The organism is Albimonas pacifica (assembly GCF_900113695.1).
Lineage (GTDB): Bacteria > Pseudomonadota > Alphaproteobacteria > Rhodobacterales > Rhodobacteraceae > Albimonas > Albimonas pacifica.
In genome coordinates this window covers 550,003-571,222 of record NZ_FOQH01000005.1, presented here as the reverse complement: position 1 = coordinate 571,222, position 21,220 = coordinate 550,003, and the positions used below count along the sequence as shown (strand labels likewise).

Below are 21,220 nucleotides of genomic sequence, written 5' to 3'. Positions count from 1 at the left end.
GCGCGGCGCGCGTTTCAGCCCCCGATCGTCAGCTCCCCCCGCCGGACCATCTTCGCCAGACGCGGCAGCCGGGCGCGCTTCAGCCCGCCGGCTGCCTCCGCCGCGCCCTGCAGCGCCGGGAACGGGGCCAGCGCGCGGGCCAGCGCCCGGCCCATGGCCCGGGGCCGCCGCCCCGCCAGCTCCCACAGCAGCGCGTCGGGGTGGAGGGGCGCGAGGCCCATGTCGCGCAGCTTGCGCGCGGGGAAGTCGCGCAGGTTGAAGGTGACCAGCAGCTCCGCCCCCGCCGCCCGCGCGGCCGAGACCACGTGCACGTCGTCCGCGTCCGGCAGGGTGAAGCCCGGCTCGGGACCCACGGCGGCGGAGGCCCAGCGCGGCCCCTCGCCCGGCGCGGCCTCGGCCGGGCCGTCGGGCCAGCGGGCGGCCATCGCGGCCGCCTCGGCCCGCACGGCGGCCTCGGCGGCGGCGCCGTGGTCGCGCGCGCTCGCATGCGCCCACTCGTCCACCACGCCCGGCGACCAGCGCGGGGCGATCAGCCCCTCGACCGCGGCGCAGAGCAGGCAGCCCCGCACCAGCGGCGGGAACAGCACGCAGGCGTCGAGGAACGCGACCGCCGCCCGAGCCTCGGCCGTCATCCGTCCAGTCGGAAGGTCAGCGCCTTGAGATAGGAGGTCTCGGGCAGGCCCGGATGCTCGGGGTGGTCCGGCCCCGCCTCGCCGAAGCGCAGGAGCTGCGCCTCGCGGCCCGCCTGCTCGATCCCGCGCACGCAGGCGGCGCGGAAGGCGGCCGGGTCGGCGGCGTGCGAGCAGGAGCAGAGCGTCAGGTAGCCCCCCGGCGCCGTGACCCCCGCGGCCAGGCGCGCGATGCGCGCATAGGCCCGCAGCCCGTTCTGCAGCGCCGATTTCGCCGGCGCGAAGGCGGGCGGATCGCAGATCACCACGTCGAAACGCTCGCCGGCCTCGCCCAGCTCGCCCAGCGCGTCGAAGGCGTCCGCGCGGCGGGCCGAGAACCGCTCGCCGAAGCCCGAGCGCTTCGCGCCCTCGCTCGCCAGCGCCAGCGCGGGCTCGGAGCCGTCGACCGCGAGCGCCGAGGCGGCGCCCCCCGCCAGCGCCGCCAGCGCGAAGCCGCCGACATGGGAGAAGACGTCGAGCACCCGCGCCCCCCGGCACAGCCGCGCCACGAAGGCGTGGTTGGGACGCTGGTCGAAATAGAGGCCGGTCTTCTGCCCGCCCACCAGGTCGGCGAGGTAGACGGCGCCGTTCATCGAAACCTCGACCGGCCCGTCCAGCGCGCCGCTCAGCAGGCGGGTCTCGCCCTGCAGCCCCTCGAGCCCGCGGGCGCGGGAGCCGGCGTTGAGCATCACCGTGCCCACGCCCGCGACCTCGCGCAGGGCCTGCGCGATCTCGTCCGCGCGCGCGTCCGCCCAGGCGGCGTTGGGCTGCATCACGCAGGCGTCGCCGAAGCGATCCACGATCAGGCCCGGCAGGCCGTCGGCCTCGGCATGGACCAGGCGGTAGAAGGGCGCCTCGAACAGCCGCTCGCGCAGCGCGAGCGCGCGGGCGATGCGCCCTCGCAGCCAGGCGCCGTCGATCTCGGCCTGCGGGTCGCGGTCGAGCAGGCGCCCGGCGATGCCGCTCTCGAGGTTCACCGCCACCAGCCCCAGCGGCCGGCGCTCGGCGTCCTGCAGTTCGGCGACGCTGCCGGGCGGGATCTTCCGGGTGCGCCGGTCGAGCACCAGCTCGTCCTGGTAGACCCAGGGCGCGCCCGCGAAGAAGCGCCGCCCGGCCCTGGGCTTCAGCCGCACCACCGGCCGCGCGCCGGGCGCGCCGTGGGTCTCGCCTTCGGCGTCGCCGCCGGCGTCGGGGGAGATGTCGTCAGGTTCGCTCATGCGCGCCCCATACGACACCGCCCGCCCGCCCGCCAGCCTCGATCGCGCATCCCGTCCGCCGCGCGGACGTCCGCGCCCGCTTGCCCCGCCCCCGCGCCGCGGGTTACCTGACCCCACCGCCGCCGCGTCCCGCATCCAGGAGACCCCGCCCATGCTGCTCTTCGTCGGCCTCGGCAACCCGGGGCGCGAGCACGCCAAGCAACGCCACAACATCGGCTTCATGGCGGTGGACCGCATCGCCGAGGACCACGGCTTCTCGCCCTGGCGCGAGAAGTTCCAGGGCCTGGTCGCCGAGGGCCGCCTGGGCGACGCGAAGGTGATGCTGCTCAAGCCGCAGACCTACATGAACCTCTCGGGCCAGTCGGTGGGCGCTGCGCTGCGCTTCCACAAGATCGAGATCGGCGCGGTCACGGTCTTTCACGACGAGCTCGACCTCGCGCCCGGCAAGCTGCGGGTGAAGCACGGCGGCGGCCACGCGGGCCACAACGGCCTGCGCTCGATCCACCAGCACTGCGGCGAGGCCTACGCCCGCGTGCGCATGGGCATCGGCCATCCGGGGCGCAAGGAGCTGGTCTCGGGCTACGTCCTGCACGATTTCTCGAAATACGACGCCCAGTGGCTCGACGACATGCTGCGCGGCTGCGCCGACGGCGCCCCGAAGCTCGCCGCCGGCGACGACGCCGGCTTCATGAACGCGGTCGCCCTGCGCATGGCGCCCCCGAAGCCGAAGAAGCCGAAGCCGGCCCCTGCTCCCGCCGCCGGCCCCCCCGCCGCCGCCGCCCCGGAGGACGCCCCCGGCCTCGATCCGCTCGAGCGCCTCCGCCGCCGCTTCTCCTGACGCCGGTCCCGGGCGTCCCTGGCCCCACGCCCTGCCGGGAGCGCCTGTTCTCCGGAGCCGTCCATCGCGGATGCCGATCAGAGCGAGTCGCCCGCCCCGGTCAAGGATCGCGAAGCGACCCCCGAAGGGGGCTCGTCCTTGACCGGGGCGGGCGACTCGCTCAGGCATCGGACGCGATGGACGGCTGCGGAGGACAGGCGCGGGCTTGTTCTTGGGTGAGTCCGGAGCCCGCCGGAGGCGCCCCCCTCGGAGGTCTCCCCGACCTCTCCCCCCGCACGAACCCCGCCAGGCCCGCCCGCAGGGCGCCCGTGGTCCGCCCCCTCCCCGCTTGACCCCGCCCTCCCCCCATGCGATCCGCCTGCGCGACCAGCTGACCGGAGGGACCAATGGGCTTCAAATGCGGCATCGTCGGCCTGCCGAACGTGGGCAAGTCGACCCTCTTCAATGCGCTCACCCGCACCGCCGCCGCGCAGGCCGCGAACTTCCCCTTCTGCACGATCGAGCCGAACGTCGGCGAGGTCGCGGTCCCCGACCCGCGCCTGCCCACGCTCGCCGAGATCGCCAAGTCCAAGCAGCTGATCCCCGCCCGCCTGACCTTCGTGGACATCGCGGGGCTGGTGAAGGGCGCCTCCAAGGGCGAGGGCCTCGGCAACCAGTTCCTCGCCAACATCCGCGAGGTCGACGCCGTCGCCCACGTGCTGCGCTGCTTCCAGGACGACGACGTCACCCATGTCGAGGGCCGGGTCGATCCGATTTCCGACGCGGAGATCATCGAGACCGAACTGATGCTGGCCGATCTCGAGTCCATCGAGCGCCGTCTCAACAACCTCTCCCGCAAGATCCGCGGCGGCGACAAGGAGGCCGCCGACCAGGACCGCCTGCTGCGCCTGGCCAAGACCGCGCTGGACGAGGGCCGCCCCGCGCGCACCGTCGAGATCGACGCTGATGACGAGAAGGCGTGGAAGTCGCTGCAGCTGCTGACCTCCAAGCCCGTCCTCTACGTGTGCAACGTCGAGGAGGCCTCGGCCGCCACCGGCAACGCGCTCTCGGAGAAGGTCGCCGCCATGGCCGCCGAGCAGGGGGCCGCCTCGGTGGTCATCTCCGCCGCGATCGAGGAGGAGATCGCCCAGCTCGACGACGCCGAGCGCACCGAGTTCCTGGCCGACCTCGGCCTCGAGCAGCCGGGCCTCGACCGCCTGATCCAGGCGGGCTACGGCCTGCTGGGCCTGCGCACCTACTTCACCGTCGGGCCCAAGGAGGCCCGCGCCTGGACGATCCCCGCAGGCGCCCGCGCCCCCCAGGCCGCCGGCGTGATCCACGGCGACTTCGAGCGCGGCTTCATCCGCGCCGAGACCATCGCCTACGAGGACTACGTGGCCTGCAAGGGCGAGGCCGGCGCGCGCGAGACGGGCAAGCTGCGCGTCGAGGGCAAAGCCTACGAGGTCGCCGACGGCGACGTCCTGCACTTCCTGTTCAACGCCTGACCGGCCCCGGCCCCGGCCGCGGCTCCGGCAGAGGCAAGACCATCCCGCGGAAGTTGTTTCCGTGGGGTGGAGCCGCCTGACTCCGGGTCGCCTTGTTTCGGCCCGGATGCCGCCGCGTCAGTTTGATCTTGTAAACCCTGTTCGCGCCGGCTGTTAACGAGTCTTGAACCTCGACGGCGGATTTTGGTCCCGGGCAGCGAGGAAGGGGTCGGAAGATGAAAGCGTCGATCGTGGGACCGCTTGGACTGGGCGCGCTGGCGGGGATCGCCGGCGTCGCGGGCGCCGTGGGCGCGGGCTTGCCGATCCTCGGCTGTCTCGCGGCCTACAGCCTGTGCGGCGCCGCGGGCGTGCTGGGGGGCGCCGTGCTGAACTACCGGATGGTCACGGCGCACGAGACCGCGCACGAGACGCGGGAGACGGAGACGTCGCCGCGCGTCCAGGCCGCCTCCGCCGCGTCCAGCCCCCGCCGCCTCAGCGCGGCCGGCTGAACGCCGGGACCTGCCGAGCCTCCGCCGCGCAGGTCGCGCGGCCGGCATGAGCTGATCCTGACCGCCGCCGCGGATGCTGCGCAGCCAGCAAAAGGAGATCTCGACCGCCGCCGCGGATCCTTTACGGCGGCGCTGAAATCCTGCTGTCCTCCAATGCGCCTGCTGCTCGGCGGCGCGAGCGCGCGTCCGCCGCCGCCCCACCCGCGCGGGCGAGGTGGCGTGAGCCCCCGAGTCCCGGGCTCTCCCCAAGATGCGCTCCGGGTTCCGGCGCAGCCGTCGGGCCGTGCGGTTCGCCAGGTGGTCCCCGCGCGCCCCCTTCGCATTCCCCTGCGAGAGAAGCGCGCGCCCTCCAGCCCCGGAAGCCTCCCGCCCCAGAAAGCGGGGCGTCCTGCCGGCCGTCGCGCCGGCGGGCGTCTCTCTCGCGGGCCGCCGCTGCGCGCCAGGCTCCTCCGGCGGCGCCGATCCGTCTGCGGGATCGGCGGCTCGTCCGTCGACGCGGCCATGGCGTCGTCCCGCTCCGCCGGCGGCGCCGTCGCGGCCGCCGGGTCCGTCCCTGCGCTCGTCCTCGCCGTGCCGGCTTCAGGCGGCGCCCGGCCCTCCGTCGCAGACGGAGAGCCGGGGGCGCCGCTTCGCCCGCTCCCGGCAGGCGGGTTCAGGCCGACACGAGGCCGGATCGCCGGGCGGCGGGGGGCTCGGGCTGGAGGTCGAGCGCGCCGTGGGGCGCGCCCTCCGTCCAGGCGACCAGCCAGCGGCGCGGGCGCACCATGCGGGCGCGCAGAAGCTCCAGCCGCCAGCAGGGCTCGGGCCGCCCGCCCGGGCCGGGGCGCGAGGCGGCGGGGGACATGCGCCAGCGGGTCTCCACCCCCTGCGCGCCGCCGGGATCGGGGGTCAGCAGCAACGCCAGCGGCGGCGGCGCGCCCTGCCCCGCCGCCGGCGCCGCGCCGGCCTCGGCCGCCAGGTGCAGCCGGCGCACCGGGGTCAGGCCCGGGGGCGCCGGCAGCTCGACCACCGCCAGCCCCGCGGCGCCGGCGCGCAACGCCTCCTCGGCGCACCACAGCGCGTCCTCGGGCCGGCGCGGCGTCGCCAGCACCAGGCGCGCGGGGTCGAGGAAGCGCGCCAGCCCGTCGGGGTTCGTCGCCCCCTCGGCCCGCGGCCCGCGGATCCACAGCACCGGCCCCGGCCCGGCCTGCGCCGCCAGCCGCGCCGCCGCCATCGCCGCGAAGACCGCCGCCGACGGCCCGCAGACCTCATGCGCGCGCCCCAGCGCCAGCGCCGCCGCCTCGGCGCCCGCCGCCCCCTCCCGCGGCTCGGCCAGCGACAGCGCGGGACGCGGTCGACGCTCGGCCCCCAGCAGGGCGCGCAGAGGATCGCGGGACATGGGCGGCTCCGGTTCGTTCTCTTTATGTTCTAGCTCGAATCGCGCCGCCCCTGCAATCGCCGGCCGGGAGGGGCCTGCCGGCTCCGGGACGGTTCCGGAACGACATCAGTCGCTTGGCCTGGCGCCGCTCGCAGTTTCGGAGGATGCCGGGGGGCCGCCGACATCCTTACATTCGTTAATGTAGTAGCGTAGCCTCCACTGCTCCGGGAGCGGTGACCGCGGCACGGGCCCCCAGCCCCGTACCGAGCGTAGCGTAGGCCAGGTTCCCGGAGCCCGCCGCAGCCCCAGCGCGGCGACGACACGATCCTGCGGCGGGTCTCGCGAGCGCGAGGCCCGCCGTCGTCGTTCCGGCATCCCGCATCCCCCTGATTCCCCCGGGTCTTTCCTCCGAGCGCCGAAAAACGGACAAACGCGCGGAGCGCAGACGGCGCCCGGGGGGCGTCCCAGGAATATCAAGGGCTTGGACGGGCGATCCTCACCGTTTTCGAGGATTTCGCCGGCGCCGCGTTAACGATAACTTAATACTTGTATTTAGCGTATCTGTCACCGCTCCGGGGGTGACGGCCAGGAGCCGGGGGCGTGCCTCCTCCGGCGACGGCGTAGCGTGGGCCGATCCTCCCGGAGGCCCCTTGCGGCGGCGACGTCGCATCGGCCAAGTCCTTGTGCAGGCGAAGAAACGGCGGATCCCGCGCAGCGGGGTCCGCCGTCTGCTTTGGGGCCGCCGCCTCGGCGCAGGCCCCCCGACTCGCCCCGACTCGACTCGCCTCCCGTCGCCGCCGCCGGACTCTGTTCTCAGCCGCTTTGCCGCCGCTCGACGATATGCATCCAAGTTTTTTCAATGGCTTGCGATCTCACCCCTCACGATTTCGGAGGATTTTGCAGGGGGCCCATCAACTATATCTTAATACTCGTAAATGGCGTTCCCCACCGTTCGGGGCGGCGGATCGAGACGTGCAGGAGCCACGCCGAGATCGTGCGTAGTGTAGCGTGCCGGAGAAACGGACTCGGCGGATCCCTCGCCGCCGAAGGCGCAGCCTCGGAAAGACAGCCAAGGGCAGGCGCCGGCGGGTCTCGCGAATGCGAGGCCCGCTTCGCCTTCGGCGGGTCGGGATGCGCCGGCCCCGGCCGGAGCGCCGGGCGGCGCCGTCCCCGCAGGGACGCCGCGCGCGGCCGACCCGAAGGTCGAACCGCCGCCGCCAGCTTAGAAGCGGCGCCGGGCCGATGCCAAGGGATTCCCTCTCATCCAGCCGCGCTCTGCCCCGGCCGCCCTCAGTCCCCGGCCAGCAGCCGCTCCGCCCGGGCGCCCGCGGGGCTGGCGAGATAGGCCTGCGTCTCCGGCCGCTCCTGCAGCCAGCCGGACCAGCGGCGCATGACGCCGGCCATCCGCGCGGGCTCGACGCCGAGCTGGGCCATGGCGACGCCGCCGTTCACGGATTCGAAATACTCCGCCACCAGGTCGCCCTTCAGCACGAAGCGCGACATGCCGTCGATCACCACCCGCTTGCCGGCGTATTCGGGGATCGTCGAGGTGAAGCTCGACAGCGACCACGCGTAGCCGAGGTCGCCCACGCGCAGGCCGTCGAACATCTCCCACCGATAGTCGGCCGCGTCGCGGTGGAACAGGTCCTGCATCATGTGGGCGATGGAGGCGCGGCCGCGGTGGGGGCCGTAGATGTAGTCGTGGTAGACCGCGTCCTCGGTGAAGCAGGCGGCGAAACGCGCGCCGTCGCCGCTCTCGGCGGCGGCGGTGAAGCGGGCGAGCAGGCGATCGAAGTCGCGGTCGGGCATCGGGTCCTCCCAGTGTCTTTGTCGGGCGATGGAACGACGGCGGGGCCGCCCGGGGCAAGGCGGATCGACAGGGGCGCGCGGGCTCGCTAGCGTCGCGCAAAACCGCGGCCTTGCCGGCCGACCGGTCGATCCTGGGAGGACTCCATGCCGCTTCGCCTGCTCTCGCCGGTTCAGCTCGGCCCCTACACGCTCGCCAACCGCCTGGTCATGGCGCCGCTGACCCGCTCGCGCGCGACGTCGGACGGCGTGCCGACGGCGCTGATCGCCGAGCACTACCGCCAGCGCGCCTCGGCGGGGCTGATCGTGTCGGAGGCGACGCTCATCCAGCCCCAGGGCCGCGGCACGCCGGACACGCCGGGCCTGTGGAGCGACGCGCAGGTCGAGGCCTGGAAGCCCGCCGCCGCCGCCGTCCACGATGCGGGCGGGCGGATCTTCGCGCAGCTCTGGCACGTCGGGCGCCAGTCCCACCCCGACCTGCAGCCGGCGGGCGAGGATCCCGTCGCCCCCTCCGCCATCCAGGCCACCGGCCAGGTGCGCACCCCGTCCGGCGTGACCGACTTCGCCCCGCCCCGCGCGCTGGAGGCGGACGAGATCCCCGGCATCGTCGAGGCCTACGGCCGCGCCGCCGCCCGCGCGCTCGAGGCCGGCTTCGACGGGGTCGAGCTTCACGCCGCCAACGGCTACCTGATCGACCAGTTCCTGCAGGACGGGGCCAACATCCGCACCGACGCCTACGGCGGCCCGCTGGAGAACCGCTCGCGCTTCCTGTTCGAGGCGCTGGAGGCGCTGGTCGCCGCCTGCGGGGCGGATCGGGTGGGCATCCGCCTCTCGCCCCACAACATCCACGGCGGCATCCACGACAGCGACCCCTGGGCGCTGCATGAGCACGTGGTGCGCGGCCTCGCCGGCCGGGGGCTGGCCTATCTGCACGTGATCGAGCCGCGCACCCTGCCCGGCGGGCGTCACCGCGAGGGCGAGGCCGCCAACGCCGCGATCCGCCTGCGGCCGCTGTTCGACGGCCCCTACATCGCCGCCGGCGGCTTCGGGCGCGACGGGGCGGAGGAGATCCTGCAGCAGGGCCACGCCGACATGGTGGCCTTCGGGCGGCACTTCATCGCCAACCCCGACCTGCCCCGGCGCTTCGCCGAGGACCTGCCGCTCAACCCCTACGACCGCAAGACGTTCTACACCCCCGGCCCGGTCGGCTACACCGACTACCCCACCTGGGACGAGGTGCAGGCCGCCTCCGCCTGAGGCGCCCCCGGGACCTCGCCGGGGGCCGCCGCGCCCCCGGCTTGATCCGGATCAACGCCGCGTCGGGTCCCGTGAGATATTCACGGATCATGATGATGAGCGACATTCTCGACCGGCTCGGCGACGGCCCGGCGGCGGCGATCCTGGGGCTGCTGACCGGCGTGGTCTTCGGCGTGGCCGCGCAGCGGTCGGCCTTCTGCCTGCGCGCAGCGACCGTCGAGTTCGCCCGCGGCCGGATGGGCGAGCGCGTCACCGTCTGGCTGCTCACGGTCTCCACCGCTCTGGTCTGGGTTCAGGCCGCGCGCCTCGCGGGCCTGTTCCGCCCCGAGGACGCGCGCATCCTGGCCGTGCCGGGGTCGTGGAGCGGCGCCGTCGTCGGCGGCCTCCTGTTCGGGGTCGGCATGGTGCTGGCGCGGGGCTGTTCGGGCCGGCTGCTGGTGCTGGCGGCGACGGGCAACCTGCGGGCGGTGGTCTCGGGGCTGATCTTCGCGGTGGCCGCGCAGATGTCGCTGCATGGCTGGCTGGCGCCGGCGCGCGACGCGATCGCGCGGCTCTCGATCACGCCGGGCGGGCGCAACGTCGACCTGCTGGCGGGCCTGGGCGTCCCGGACTGGGGCGGGCTGGCCCTGGGGCTCGGCTTCGCGGCGCTGGCCCTGGCGCTCGCGCGGCGCAACCGGGTGGGGCCGCGGATCCTGGTGTTCGGCGCGGGCGTGGGGTTCTCGGTCGCGCTGGGCTGGGTGGCGACCTCGGCTCTGGCGCAGATGGCCTTCGATCCGGTCTCCGTCACCTCGGTCACCTTCTCGGGCCCCTCGGCCAACACCCTGATGTTCTTCCTCGAACCGTCGCCGGAGCTCGGCTTCGACATCGGCCTGGTCCCGGGCGTGTTCCTGGGGGCCTTCTGCGCCGCGGGGTGGGCCGGAGAGCTGCGCTTCCAGGGCTTCCATGCCGAGAGCCAGATGCAGCGCTCGATGATCGGCGCGGTGCTGATGGGCTTCGGGGCGATGCTGGCGGGGGGCTGCGCCATCGGCGCCGGGGTCACCGGCGGCTCGGTCTTCGCCGCCACCTCCTGGCTTGCGCTGGTCGCGATGTGGGCGGGCGCGATGGCGACGGATCTTCTGCTCGACCAGCGCGGCGCGGCTCAGGCGGGCGCGAACCGGTAGCCCTGCCCCTCGGTCCGCACCGTGCCGATGCCGCCCTCGGGCAGATGGAACCCGATCAGCGCCTGGCCCGAGGCCGCCAGCTCCGCCATCAGCTTCGCGCGCGTCTCCGCCGCCTCCTGCGGCGCCTGGTCGGACCCCAACGCCATCGCGGGGTCCGAGAAGGCCACATGCCCGTTGCCGATGCAGTCCCCGACCAGCAGCGCCTGGCCGAGGTCGAAGGCCATGTGCCCGGGCGTATGGCCCGGCGTCAGCCGCGCGGTCACGCCCGGCAGGGGGACGTCGCCGTCCGCGATCCGCCGCATCCGGTCCGCGACCGCCTCCAGCCGGCGGCTGGCCCCGGCGTAGAAGGCGAGCCGCGCCTCGCCGATGCTCCCGGCCGTGGCGGGGTCGGTCCAGTAGTCGAACTCGGTCCCGCCCATCCACAGAGCGGCCTCGGGGAACAGCGGCTCGTCGAATTCGTCGAGCAGGCCCCACAGGTGATCGGGGTGGCCGTGGGTGAAGATCACGTCGGTGATCTTCTCCGGCGCCACGCCCAGCGCGTCGAGCGCCGCCGGCAGCTCTCCGGCGGTGGGCTGGAAGTCCGGGCCGGCGCCGACGTCGAACAGCGCCGTGCGGTCCTCGCTGCGCAGCAGCGTGACGTTGCAGGGCGCGATCAACGGCGCGTCGGGCGACAGGCCGTGGCGGGCCATCACCTCGGCCGCCTCCGCCTCCGGCAGGGTCCCGAAGAGGAAGGAGGGCGGCAGCTCCAGCCGCCCGTCGGACAGCGTGTCGAGCCGCATCCCCCCGCCTTCCAGCGTGGTCGCCGTCCAGGCGCGGCGCGGCAGGGCCATGGCGGCGGCGGCGGCGGCGGTCAGCAGGCGGCGGCGGGTGAGGCGCATGGGAGGCTCCGCAGGGGTCAGCCGAAGACGTCGGCGGTCAGGTCCGCATACCAGGCGAAGGCGTCCGCCCAGTTGGCGCGACGAACGTCCGCGCTCTCCCCGGTCTGGGAGATGCGGTGGGAGACGGCGGCGAGCCGCCCGTCGGGCCCGGGGGCGAACTCGGTCTCCTCGGCCACGGCGTCGCCCTCGGCGATCGAGGACCAGCAGGCGCTGCGGTAACGCGGCGTCGGCTCGGGGCCGAGGTCCAGTTCGTGCAGGATCGCGGCGGCCGCGACCTGCCCCTCCGAGGCCGCGGCGGAGGCGGCCTTGGGGATCGCGCCGGTGGCGGCGGAATCCCCCACCACATGGATGAAGGGCTGAAGGGTCGAGCGCAGGCCCGTCGCCTCGACCGGCGCCCAGCCGGAGGCGTCGGTCACGCCGGCCGCGAAGCAGATCGCGCCGGCCTGCTGGGGCGGGATCACGTTGCAGGCGTCGACGTCCTCGGCGTCGCCGTCGACGACCACCTGCATCCCGCCCGGCCGGATCTCGAGCCGGTCCGCCCCGAAGTCGGGGCCCAGCCGGTCGATCATGCCGGTGTAGTGGACCTGCCAGCCCTCTTCGAACAGCGCCTGCTTGGCGTAGCGGGGCTTGGGATCCACGATCAGGATCTTCGCGGTCGGGTTCCGCGCCTTCAGCAGCGACGCGACCATCGAGGCCCGCTCGTAGGGCGCGGGCGGGCAGCGCGAGGGGTCGGGCGGCGCCACCAGGCACCAGGTCCCCCCCTCGGGCAACGCCAGCGCCTGGTCGCGGATCGCCCGCGGATCGCCGCCGGTGAGATAGGCCGAGGGGATCGCGGCCTCGTCCCGCGGCGACCAGCCCGGCAGCCCGTCGGGCACGTAGGCGATCCCCGGCGCCAGCACCAGCCGGTCGTAGTCCAGCGCCTCCCCCCCCTCCAGCGTCACGCGGCGGGCGTCGGGGTCGACGTCCGTCGCCCGCAGCGGCGCCATCCGCACGCCCGCGGCCGCGACGGCGTCGTAGCCATGGGCCAGCGCCTCGAACGGCACATGGCCGCCGATCGCGAGGTTGGAGAAGAAGCAGGAGCGGTAGATCGGGTTCGGCTCGACCAGCGTCACCTCGCAGGCGCCCGCCAGCCGCCTCGCGGCGGTCGCTCCGCCCGGGCCGCCGCCGATCACCACCACCCGGGGCCGCGCCTGGGCGAGGGCGGGGGCGAAAACCGCGGGGGCGAGCAGCGCCGCCCCCGCGGCCGTCAGCAACCCGAGCGCCTGGCGCCGCGAGACGCCGGGGCCGGTCGGGCCTGCGCCGGGCGAGGCGACGGGGGGCCGCGCGCGCCGGGTGGGACGACCGCGGCCCATCGGATCAGTCCCCCAGGCTCTGGAGGTAGGCGATGATCGCCTCGCGATCCTCGGCCTTGCGCAGGCCGGCGAAGCTCATCTTGGTTCTGGGGATCACCGCCTTGGGCTTTTCCAGGAACGCGTCGAGCGTCTCTTCGGTCCAGACCAGGCCGCCTTCCGCGGCCTCCGTCATCGCCCTGGAGTACTTGAACCCGTCGATATGGGCCGCGGGCGCGCCGACCGTGCCGTTCAGGATCGGGCCGGTGCGGTTCTGGGCGCCCTCGCCGACCTGGTGGCAGGCCTTGCACTTGGCGAAGACCTTCTCGCCGGCCGCGACCAGCTCCGGGTCCGGCCCGGCGGGGGCCTCCGGCGCGGCTGCGGCCGGGGCCGGCACGGCGGCGGTCTCGACCGGCGCCTCCGTCTCCGAGGTCTCGGCCCCGTCGTCGTCGGGCGTCACGTCGATCACGGTCGCATGTCGGGTGACCGTCGTCTCGGCCTTGCACGCGCTCATGCACGGCGGCTTCGAGAACTCGGCGACCTCCACCGCGTCGCGGTCGTCGACGAAGAACCCGTCCGCGTTGGGCATCTCGACCTCGAGGAACGTCTCGCGCGACAACTCGAAGTCCTCGTCCACCAGGTCGTTGAGATAGAGCAGGTAGGCGGTGATCGCGTAGGTCTCGTCGCCGGTCAGGCTGCGCCCTTCGGTGAAGGGCATGGCGCGGTGGACGTAGTCCCAGACCGTCGAGAGATAGGGCCAGTAGCTGCCCACCGTCTTCACCGGGTCCTTGCGGTCGAGCGTGCCCTCGCCCCCCGCCAGCACCGGCCAGCGGCCGACCGCCTCGCCGAAGTCGCCGTGGCAGACGGCGCATTTCTCGACATAGAGGCCCTCGCCCGTCGCCACGTCGCCCGAGCCCTCCGGCAGGCCCAGGCCGTCGGGGCGCACGTCGATGTCCCAGGCGGCGACCTCCTCTGGCGTGGCCTCGCGGCCCAGGCCCATCTGGGCGGCGGCGGGCGTCGCGATCAGGGCGGCGAGCGCGAGCGCGGTCAGTTCAGGAAATCTCGACATTCTCAACCCTCCCGTCCGGCATCACGAGCCAGGTCTGGATGCCGTTGTTGTGGTAGATCGAGTTCTCGCCCCGGAAGGCGCGAAGCTGGTCCTTGGTGGGCTGCACGTAGCCGGTATCGTCGATCGCGCGCGACTGCAGGATCATCTCCGACCCGTCCCAGTCGACGTCGAAATGGAACCGGTGCAGGGCCTTGGAGAAGGACGGCCCGGACAGCCGCGCCTCGTGCCAGGTGATCCCGCCGTCGGTGGTCACGTCCACCCGCCGGATCGTCCCCCGGCCCGACCAGGCCAGCCCGGTGATCACCAGCGGCCCCTTGCCATGGGTGATCGGCGCCTGCGGGCTGGGCGAGGTGATCACCGACTTCGCGTCCATCACCCAGGTCCACTTGCGGGCGGAGCCGTCGGCCATCACGTCGGTGTACTTGGAGGTCTCCTCCCGCTGCTCCCAGGGCTCGTCGCCCACCTCCAGTCGGCGCAGCCACTTCACCCACATGTTGCCCTCCCAGCCCGGCACCACCAGGCGGGCGGGATAGCCATGCTCCTTGCGCAGCGCCTCGCCGTTGGCCTTGAACGCCACCAGGCAGTCGTCGAGCATCTTCTCCAGCGGGATCGAGCGGGTCATGCCGGCGGCGTCGGCGCCCTCGGCCAGCACCCACTTGCCTTCGGGCTTCACGCCGGCCTCTTCGAGCAGCAGGCGCACGGGCACGCCCACGTATTCCATGTTGTGGATCATGCCCTGCGTGAACTGGCAGCCGTTGAGCTGCGCGCCCGCCCACTCCATCCCCGAGTTCGCGGCGCATTCCATGAAATAGACGTGCGTCTCGCGCGGGAAGCGCTCGAGGTCCGCGTAGGTGAAGACCATCTGCCGGTCGACGAGACCGTTGATCATCAGCCGGTAGTCGGGCTTGGCGAGCTCGATGGCGCCGGCGTGGTGCCGCTCGAAGGCGCAGCCCTGGGGGGTGATGGTGCCTTCGAGGGCGTGGATCGGGGTGAAGTTGACCGAGCTGATCGGATCGGCGGTCAGCCAGGGCACGTCGCGGCGCACCACGTCGCTTTCGAAGCGGATCGGCAGGCCGTAGGGGGTTTCGTCCACGCCCTCGCCCAGCAGCTGGTTCCAGGGCTGCACCTCGGTGATCAGCGGGTCGGACGCGGCGCGCGCGCCGCCGGCGGCGAGCGCGCCGCCCGCGGCCATGGCGCCGAGGAAGCCCCGGCGCGAGGGTCCCTTGTCGCTGTCGTCGCTCATGCGGTCAGGTCCTCCTTGGTCAAAGGGATCAGGCGCCGACGACCGTGACGGTGTCGGAGGGGGGCCGGTTCACGGTCCCCAGCTTGCGGATGTGGCTTTCGATGACGTCCCAGATCTGCGGGCCCTCGGTCCCCTCGTTGACCGAGGCCCAGCCGGCGACCGTGTAGGATTTCCCGGCCTCGAGCGCCTCGCCGGTGTCGCTCAGCGCCAGGTCCGAGATCCGCGAGCCCATGGGCGCGGAGACGTCGATGCGGTAGCTCATGCCGCCGACGCGAACCATGTCGCCGCCCTGCTGGTAGTAGGGGTCGGTGTTGAAGATGTTGTCGGCCACGTCCTCCATGACCGTCTTCAGCGTCTCGCCGGTCATCTCGGTGCGGTAGCACCGGCCGTAGGTCATCGAGGCGACGTTGTGGATGTCCTCGCGGGTGATCGGGTCGCCCGGCAGCAGGGTCGGGCCCCAGCGCACGCCGGGGGAAAGCGCGATCTGGGCGTCCCGCTCGGAGCGGATCGCGTCGCAGATCACGTCGTCCCAGGTCCCGTTGAAGTTGCCGCGCCGGTAGAGGAGGCTCTCGGTCCGCCCCACCACCTCCTCCAGCGAGGCCTTGAAGGGCGCGCGGTGGCCGTCGACCAGCGCGGCCATCTCGGCGTCCGGCGCGATCACGTCCGAGAAGATCGGGATCAGCTTGTGGCGGAACCCCATCATCCGGCCGTCGCGCACGTCGAGATCGACCCGCGAGACGAATTTGCCGTTGGAGCCCGAGGCGATGATGATGGTCTCGCCGACCAGCACCGGCTCGGGGATCGCGTCATGGGTATGGCCCGAGAGGATCACGTCGATGCCCGAGACCTGCCCCGCCATCTTGTGGTCGACGTCGAAGCCGTTGTGCGAGAGGCACACGACCAGGTCGGCGCCCTCGGCGCGCACCTCGTCGACCATCTCCTGCATCCGCTCCTGCCGGATCCCGAAGGAGTAGCCGGGGAACATCCACCTGGGGTTGGCGACGGGCATGTAGGGGAAGGCCTGGCCGATCACCGCGACCCTGGCGCCGCCGCGCTCGAAGATCGCGTAGGGCTCGAAGGCGGGCTCGTCCCACTCGACGTCGAAGATGTTGGCGCCCAGGAACGGGAACGGGAGCGTCTCGACGATCTCCTTCACGCGCTCGGCGCCGAAGGTCCATTCCCAGTGCGAGGTCATCGCCTCGACGCCCAGCAGGTTCATCGCGTCGACCATGTCCTGGCCCCGCGTCTCCAGCGAGACCAACGAGCCGTGCCAGGTGTCGCCGCCGTCGAGCAGCAGCGCCTCGGGGCGCGCGGCGCGGATCGCCTTCACCACCGTCGCCACCCGGTCGAGCCCGCCCATCCGCCCGTAGCCCCGCGCAAGCGCCACGAAATCCTCCGAGGTCAGCGCATAGGCCTCGGCCGAGCCGGGCTTGATCCCGAAGGTCTCGAGGAACTCCGATCCGGTGACATGCGGCGGGCGGCCCCTGGCCTCGCCGACCCCGAGGTTCACCGAGGGCTCGCGGAACCAGATCGGCTTCGTCTGGGCGTGGATGTCGGTGATGTGGATCAGCGTGACGTTGCCGAAGTCGTCGAACTGCAGGAGCTGGTCCTGCGTCAGGCTCTGCTGGGCGGCGAGCCGCGACCAGCCGCCGAAGCCCGAGGCCCCGACCAGCGCCGAGGCCGCCAGGCCCGCCTGCAGGAATTCGCGGCGTGAGATCATCGGGTCAGGCTCCTTCAAGGCGCGTGCGCGCAGGTCTTCCGAGCGGACCCGCAGGGGGTCCGTCGCGTCGGGACTGGATCGGCGGCGGCCCGGGGGCCGCCGCGCAGGGTCGAGAGTGCGGCGGACGCGGCGCGCCCGTCAGGGACGGACGGCCACGCCCTCGACCGCCAGGCCCATGCCGCGGGCGGCGACGTAGAGCTCGAGCGCGCGGAACTCGTCCGAGCCTTCATTGAAGGTCTCGGCGCGGGTGTCGCGGATGCAGCCCTTGAAGCGGTTGTGGATCGAGACGAGGCCCGCGTTCTTCAGCCGGTAGGTCGGGAAGCCCGCGGTGTGCCCCTGGCTGAGGTGGTCGGCGCGGATCATGTTGCCGTTGTTCTGCTCGTGGCAGTTGGCGCAGCTCAGCTCGAGCTGGCCGTAGCGGGTGTAGTACATGTCCTTGCCCTGCTCGTAGTAGGGCGCGGCGGGGCCGTCGATCTCGACCGCCACCGGCAGGCCGCGCGACTGCACCGAGATCGCGGCGGTCATGTTCAGCATCGGGTCCGAGGACCAGCCCCAGGCCTCGGCCCCCATGCGGTTGGTGCGGCAGTCGTTGATGAAGTCCTCGACCGACCACAGCGCGCCCGCGGCGTTCAGCTTCGGGGTCGTGGCGCGCACGCCCTTCAGGCTTTCGATGTCGCCGTGGCAGGCGGCGCAGGACTTGCCGGCCGAGCCCTCGACCGCGGCCCAGCTGTCCAGGCCCTGGTCGACGAAGACCATGGCGGGGTTGTCGAAATCGTCCATCTCCATCGCGCGGGTGGCCTCGTCGCGATAGAGCCAGCCCGAGATCAGCTCGGGCAGCGCGCCCTCGAGATGGGCGGGCGCGGGGGCGCGGGTGATCAGCGGCGGCTCGCCGTTGATCGAGAGCTCCGCGTCCTCGGAAGGGTCGGCGCCGGCCGACCCCGCGAGGCCGAGCGCGAGAAGCGCGGCCAGGGCCGTTGCGGTCTTCTTCATGGGGTGTCCTCCCTGCGGTCGGACCGCCCGCGCGCCCCCTCCCAGGGCCCGTGCGGGCGGCCCGGTCGGGTCACGCGACCTCGATCGGCTTCACGTCCTCGTAGACGGAGCCGTCGTCGTCGTACCAGGCGAACCTGAACTCGCCCGAGGCGTCGACCCTGGCTTCGAACTCGAAGTAGGGGTTGGTCGAAATGCCCGGCTCCATCGCCACGTCCACCACCAGCGCGCCGTTCAGCTCGCAGGTGAAGCGGTTGATGATCTGGCGGGGGATGACCGCGCCGTCCTTGTCCTTGCGCTGCCCGGATTCCATCGGGTGGGAGATCAGGGTCTTGATGGTCACCACCTCGCCGGCCGAGGCGGACTTGGGGGTCTTCACGCGGGGCTTCACACCGTCCATGGTCTTGTCCTCCTGCCTGTCCGCTCAGCCGCCGCAGCCGCCGATGGTGACCTTCACGGTCGCCTGCGCCTTCACCACCGACCCGTCGGCCATCTTCGCCATCGCCACCACGTCCTGGGTCTTGGCGAGCCGGATCCGCGTCGAGGCGGTCTGCGACCCCGCCGCCGGCCCGAACCGGAAGGTCGCCACGTCGGGCGAGGGGTTGCCCGCCGCCCAGATCGCGATCTCGACCGCGCCCGGGGCCGAGACGGTCACGGGAACGGTGTTGCCGTTCTCGGCGATCTCGGGGGCGGTCAGGGTCAGCCCGCCCTCGGCGGGCGCGGCGCCGCCGGAAAAGGCGGCCATCGCCTCGTCCAGGGTCCTGGCCATCGCCCGGAACGGCAGCGCCGCAGCGGCGAGCCCGCCGGCCCCGAAGGCCAGGAGCGCACGTCTCGTCAGTTTCATCGTCGGTCCTCCCGGGCGCGGGGCGCCCTGATCAGTCGGCGGCGCCGCGGCGTCCTGCCTGGTTCGGGCGTCGCCGCCCGGATGCGTCGCACGGGCCCGCGGCCCGTCACTCCTTCAGCGTCATCAGGAAGGCGACCACGTCCTCGACCTGCGTCGCGGTCAGGATCGGGGGCAGCTCTCCCTTCGCGGCCTTGCCGGTGTAGGCGTCGCCGGGGCGGATGTAGGGGCCGGTCTTGTAGAAGGACGGCATCACCGTGCCCTCGAACGTGTGCTTGGCGTCGGCCACCAGCCCGCGCAGCTCCGCCTCCGACCAGCGGTCGGCGGCGCCGTCGAGCGACGGGCCCACGTTGCCCTGGAAGTCCGCGTCCAGCGCCGAGACCTGGTGGCAGGCCACGCAGTTCCCCTCCGCGCGGGAGGACATCACCTTGGCCCCCACGCCCGGGTCGCCCGGCGCGCCGGTCAGCGACGCGGCGATGGCGCCGTATTCGTCGTACTGGACCGCCCCGGGCGCCGTCTCCGCCCACGCCATCCCACAGGCCAGCGTCGCGGCGAGCCCCGTTGCGAGCATCCCTGCGATCCGAGTCATCCGATCCTCCCTGATCTTCTTCCCGTAAGGTTATCGCCGCGCTGGCCGAGTTTCAATCGAATATATGGTTATCTGCATTTACGATTTCCCCGACCTGCGCCTCAGTTCCCCGCCAGCCGCCGCGCGAGGTATTCCTGGAACAGCTCGTCGCCCTCGTAGCCGTGCTCGAGCACCCAGTTCAGCAGCGCCTCTGTCGTCGCCGGCCCGAAGGCGCCGGGCATCGAGACCACGGCGGCCTGGGCGGCCGTGACGTCCTCCCCCGCCTCCTCCGGCAGGAAGATCAGCGTGGGCGTGAACACCACGCCCCAGCGGCGCACGGCCTGCTTCTCGGTCAGCACCTCCCCGTCGAGGTCGGTGACCTCCGAGGCGCCGAACATGTTGATCTGCACCACGAAGAACTTCTCGCGGATCAGCGCGTCGATCTCGGGCCGCGGATAGACCTCCTCGTGCATCTTCGCGCAGTAGATGCAGCCGCGCTGCTCGACGAGGATCAGCAGGCGCCGGCCCTCGGCGGTCGCCTCGGCCAGGTCCTCGCGCAGATCCTTGAAGGTCTCGCGCAGCCAGTCGGGCTTGTGCAGGCCGTCGTCGCCCACCGGCGAGGCCGCGGCCGGCAGCGCCAGCAGGGCGGCGAGGGCGAAGAATGCGGCGCGGATCATCAGGTCCTCCCCGACGCTCAGGAGAGCGTCGCGCTCCAGTCGAAATGGTCCAGCAGGAACTCGGCGATGCGGTTCACCGAGCCCGTTGCGATCAGCAGCGCGAAGACGATCAGCATCGCCCCCATCGCCTTCTCCACGACGCCCAGCCAGCGGCGGTTGCGCGCGACCCAGCCCAGGAACGGCCGCGCGAAGAGGGCCGCGATCACGAAGGGCGCGGTCATGCCCAGCCCGTAGACCAGCAGCAGCAGGCCGCCGCGCCAGACCTCGTCCATGCCCGCGGCCACCATCAGGATCGCCGCCAGCGCCGGGCCGACGCAGGGCGTCCAGCCGAAGCCGAAGGCGAGGCCCATCACATAGGCCCCGGCCACGCCCGAAGGGTCCGAGGCGCTGTGCACCCGCGCCTCGCGGTAGAGGAACGGGATCCGCACGACGCCCAGAAAGTGCAGACCGAAGACCAGCAGGACCGCGGCGGCGACGTAGGAGAGGGGCTCGCGCCACTCGACGAACAGCCGACCCGCCGCGGTGGCGCCCAGGCCCAGCAGCACGAAGATCGTCGTGACCCCCAGCGAGAAAGCGATCGCCGAGCCCATCAGCCGGCGCTGCGCCCCGGGCGCGACCAGCCCGTCGCCGCGCAGCTCCTGCATCGAGAGCCCGGCCATGTAGCTGAGATAAAAGGGCGTCATCGGCAGGATGCACGGCGACAGGAAGGACAGGAGCCCCGCCAGCGCCGCGCCGCCGAAACTGATCTGGAGCATCCGCCGGACCCCTCCCATGGTCCTGCTTGCCCGCCGACCGGCAGCGTTCTACTGTATATCTCGATATCCCTATGAGTCGTCAATGCACATTCGCAGACTGTGGAACACCGCTCCCGGCGCGACCCCGTCGCGCCGCGCCCTGCTCGCCGGCCTGGTCGCCGCGGGGGCGGTCTCGGCCGTGCGGGCGCGGGCCGCGCCGTCGCTGTCGCTGCTGATGTTCGAGACGCCCGGCTGCGCCTGGTGCCGCCGCTGGGACGCGGAGATCGCGCCGATCTACCCGCGCACCGAGGCGGGCCGGGCCGCGCCCCTGCGCCGCCTCGACATCCACGCCCCCCTGCCCGAGGGTGTGGGACTGAGCCGACCGGCGGTCTTCACCCCCACTTTCGTGCTGCTGCGCGACGGACGGGAGGCCGGCCGGATCGAGGGCTATGCGGGCGAGGCCTTCTTCTGGGGCCTGCTCGACCAGATGCTGGCGGAGGCGACCGAGTGACCGACGCGACCCTGCCGCGCTCCGGCGCGATGTTCCGGACCGAGGCGGAGCCCCCGGCCGCCGTCTCGCCCCCCGCCCCCTCGGTCCGCGACGTCGTCGCCTGCGCCGAGGAGGCCGCCCAGCTGATGAAGACGCTGGGCCATGAGGGCCGCCTGCAGATCCTGTGCCACCTGATCGGCGGCGAGAAGAGCGTGACTGAGCTCGAGGCCCTGCTCGAGACCCGCCAGGCCGCCGTCTCCCAGCAGCTCGCCCGCCTGCGGCTCGAGGGGCTGGTGCAGGCCCGGCGCGAGGGCCAGGCGATCTTCTACTCGATCCTCGACCCCAAGGCGGCCGAGATCGTGACGTTGCTGAACCGGCTTTACCGGCGACCTGACGAAGAGGGCTGAGAC

At 73.1% G+C, this 21,220-nt stretch carries 22 protein-coding genes; 7 read left to right on the top strand and 15 right to left on the bottom strand.

What is annotated here, in order from left to right; genetic code table 11:
- Positions 1-14 precede the first annotated feature (14 nt).
- Positions 15-632, bottom strand: a complete 618-nt coding sequence (locus BM064_RS13710; RefSeq protein WP_092860324.1) for a PIN domain-containing protein — start codon at positions 630-632, stop codon at positions 15-17.
- Positions 629-1,885 carry an RSP_2647 family RNA methyltransferase gene (locus BM064_RS13705; protein WP_092860323.1) on the bottom strand — a complete coding sequence of 419 codons (1,257 nt, stop codon included), beginning with the start codon at positions 1,883-1,885 and terminating at the stop codon, positions 629-631. Before BM064_RS13705 ends, BM064_RS13710 begins: the two co-directional genes overlap by 4 nt.
- A gap of 151 nt (positions 1,886-2,036) precedes the next feature.
- On the opposite strand from BM064_RS13705, the gene pth reads away from it, so the two are divergent.
- The 3 genes from pth to BM064_RS27470 all read left to right on the top strand — a co-directional run bounded on the left by pth (position 2,037) and on the right by BM064_RS27470 (position 4,695).
- On the top strand, positions 2,037-2,723 hold the full coding sequence (gene pth, locus BM064_RS13700) for an aminoacyl-tRNA hydrolase (RefSeq protein WP_092860322.1): 687 nt from the start codon (positions 2,037-2,039) through the stop codon (positions 2,721-2,723).
- Between the two features lie 386 nt (positions 2,724-3,109).
- Positions 3,110-4,207, top strand: a complete 1,098-nt coding sequence (gene ychF, locus BM064_RS13695) for a redox-regulated ATPase YchF (protein WP_092860321.1) — start codon at positions 3,110-3,112, stop codon at positions 4,205-4,207.
- 215 nt (positions 4,208-4,422) lie between these two features.
- A complete protein-coding gene (locus BM064_RS27470) occupies positions 4,423-4,695 on the top strand; it encodes a hypothetical protein (RefSeq protein WP_092860320.1) in 273 nt (90 codons plus the stop codon).
- A gap of 652 nt (positions 4,696-5,347) precedes the next feature.
- Here BM064_RS27470 and BM064_RS13685 read toward each other — a convergent pair.
- Positions 5,348-6,073, bottom strand: coding sequence for a hypothetical protein (locus BM064_RS13685; protein ID WP_177236247.1), 726 nt, complete (start codon positions 6,071-6,073; stop codon positions 5,348-5,350).
- 1,269 nt (positions 6,074-7,342) lie between these two features.
- Positions 7,343-7,861, bottom strand: a complete 519-nt coding sequence (locus BM064_RS13680) for a nuclear transport factor 2 family protein (protein ID WP_092860319.1) — start codon at positions 7,859-7,861, stop codon at positions 7,343-7,345.
- 144 nt (positions 7,862-8,005) lie between these two features.
- On the opposite strand from BM064_RS13680, the gene BM064_RS13675 reads away from it, so the two are divergent.
- Together BM064_RS13675 and BM064_RS13670 are read left to right on the top strand one after the other, a co-directional pair.
- Positions 8,006-9,115 (top strand): alkene reductase, encoded by a 1,110-nt coding sequence (locus BM064_RS13675; RefSeq protein WP_092860318.1) that lies wholly within the window; start codon positions 8,006-8,008, stop codon positions 9,113-9,115.
- Between the two features lie 89 nt (positions 9,116-9,204).
- The gene (locus tag BM064_RS13670; RefSeq protein ID WP_092860317.1) at positions 9,205-10,275 is read left to right on the top strand and encodes a YeeE/YedE family protein; all 1,071 of its coding nucleotides are present in this window, start codon (positions 9,205-9,207) and stop codon (positions 10,273-10,275) included.
- Here BM064_RS13670 and BM064_RS13665 read toward each other — a convergent pair.
- The 11 genes from BM064_RS13665 to BM064_RS13615 all read right to left on the bottom strand — a co-directional run bounded on the left by BM064_RS13665 (position 10,254) and on the right by BM064_RS13615 (position 20,341).
- On the bottom strand, positions 10,254-11,153 hold the full coding sequence (locus BM064_RS13665) for an MBL fold metallo-hydrolase (RefSeq protein WP_092860316.1): 900 nt from the start codon (positions 11,151-11,153) through the stop codon (positions 10,254-10,256). The two genes, BM064_RS13670 and BM064_RS13665, sit on opposite strands and share 22 nt — an antisense overlap.
- Before the next feature lie 17 nt (positions 11,154-11,170).
- Complete coding sequence (locus BM064_RS13660; RefSeq protein ID WP_245779154.1) at positions 11,171-12,406, bottom strand: FAD-dependent oxidoreductase; 1,236 nt, start codon at positions 12,404-12,406, stop codon at positions 11,171-11,173.
- A gap of 103 nt (positions 12,407-12,509) precedes the next feature.
- On the bottom strand, positions 12,510-13,550 hold the full coding sequence (locus BM064_RS13655; protein WP_092860314.1) for a c-type cytochrome: 1,041 nt from the start codon (positions 13,548-13,550) through the stop codon (positions 12,510-12,512).
- Positions 13,534-14,793, bottom strand: coding sequence for a sulfite dehydrogenase (soxC, locus tag BM064_RS13650; protein ID WP_092860313.1), 1,260 nt, complete (start codon positions 14,791-14,793; stop codon positions 13,534-13,536). Before soxC ends, BM064_RS13655 begins: the two co-directional genes overlap by 17 nt.
- Before the next feature lie 28 nt (positions 14,794-14,821).
- A complete protein-coding gene (gene soxB, locus BM064_RS13645; RefSeq protein WP_092860312.1) occupies positions 14,822-16,513 on the bottom strand; it encodes a thiosulfohydrolase SoxB in 1,692 nt (563 codons plus the stop codon).
- A gap of 138 nt (positions 16,514-16,651) precedes the next feature.
- On the bottom strand, positions 16,652-17,503 hold the full coding sequence (soxA, locus tag BM064_RS13640) for a sulfur oxidation c-type cytochrome SoxA (protein WP_092860311.1): 852 nt from the start codon (positions 17,501-17,503) through the stop codon (positions 16,652-16,654).
- A gap of 70 nt (positions 17,504-17,573) precedes the next feature.
- On the bottom strand, positions 17,574-17,900 hold the full coding sequence (gene soxZ / locus BM064_RS13635) for a thiosulfate oxidation carrier complex protein SoxZ (RefSeq protein ID WP_092860310.1): 327 nt from the start codon (positions 17,898-17,900) through the stop codon (positions 17,574-17,576).
- Between the two features lie 24 nt (positions 17,901-17,924).
- Positions 17,925-18,344, bottom strand: a complete 420-nt coding sequence (soxY, locus tag BM064_RS13630) for a thiosulfate oxidation carrier protein SoxY (RefSeq protein WP_092860309.1) — start codon at positions 18,342-18,344, stop codon at positions 17,925-17,927.
- Between the two features lie 106 nt (positions 18,345-18,450).
- A complete protein-coding gene (soxX, locus tag BM064_RS13625; RefSeq protein ID WP_092860308.1) occupies positions 18,451-18,930 on the bottom strand; it encodes a sulfur oxidation c-type cytochrome SoxX in 480 nt (159 codons plus the stop codon).
- A gap of 101 nt (positions 18,931-19,031) precedes the next feature.
- Entirely contained in the window at positions 19,032-19,586 is a 555-nt protein-coding gene (locus BM064_RS13620; protein ID WP_092860307.1) for a SoxW family protein, read from the bottom strand.
- 17 nt (positions 19,587-19,603) lie between these two features.
- Positions 19,604-20,341: a cytochrome c biogenesis CcdA family protein gene (locus BM064_RS13615; RefSeq protein ID WP_092860306.1), complete on the bottom strand. Its 738-nt coding sequence runs from the start codon at positions 20,339-20,341 to the stop codon at positions 19,604-19,606.
- Positions 20,342-20,423: 82 nt separating this feature from the next.
- Here BM064_RS13615 and BM064_RS13610 point away from each other — a divergent pair, with 82 nt between their 5' ends.
- A complete protein-coding gene (locus BM064_RS13610; protein ID WP_218161034.1) occupies positions 20,424-20,831 on the top strand; it encodes a thioredoxin domain-containing protein in 408 nt (135 codons plus the stop codon).
- A 29-nt stretch (positions 20,832-20,860) separates the two neighbouring features.
- Positions 20,861-21,217 carry an ArsR/SmtB family transcription factor gene (locus tag BM064_RS13605; RefSeq protein WP_092860371.1) on the top strand — a complete coding sequence of 119 codons (357 nt, stop codon included), beginning with the start codon at positions 20,861-20,863 and terminating at the stop codon, positions 21,215-21,217.
- The last annotated feature ends 3 nt before the right edge of the window (positions 21,218-21,220 follow it).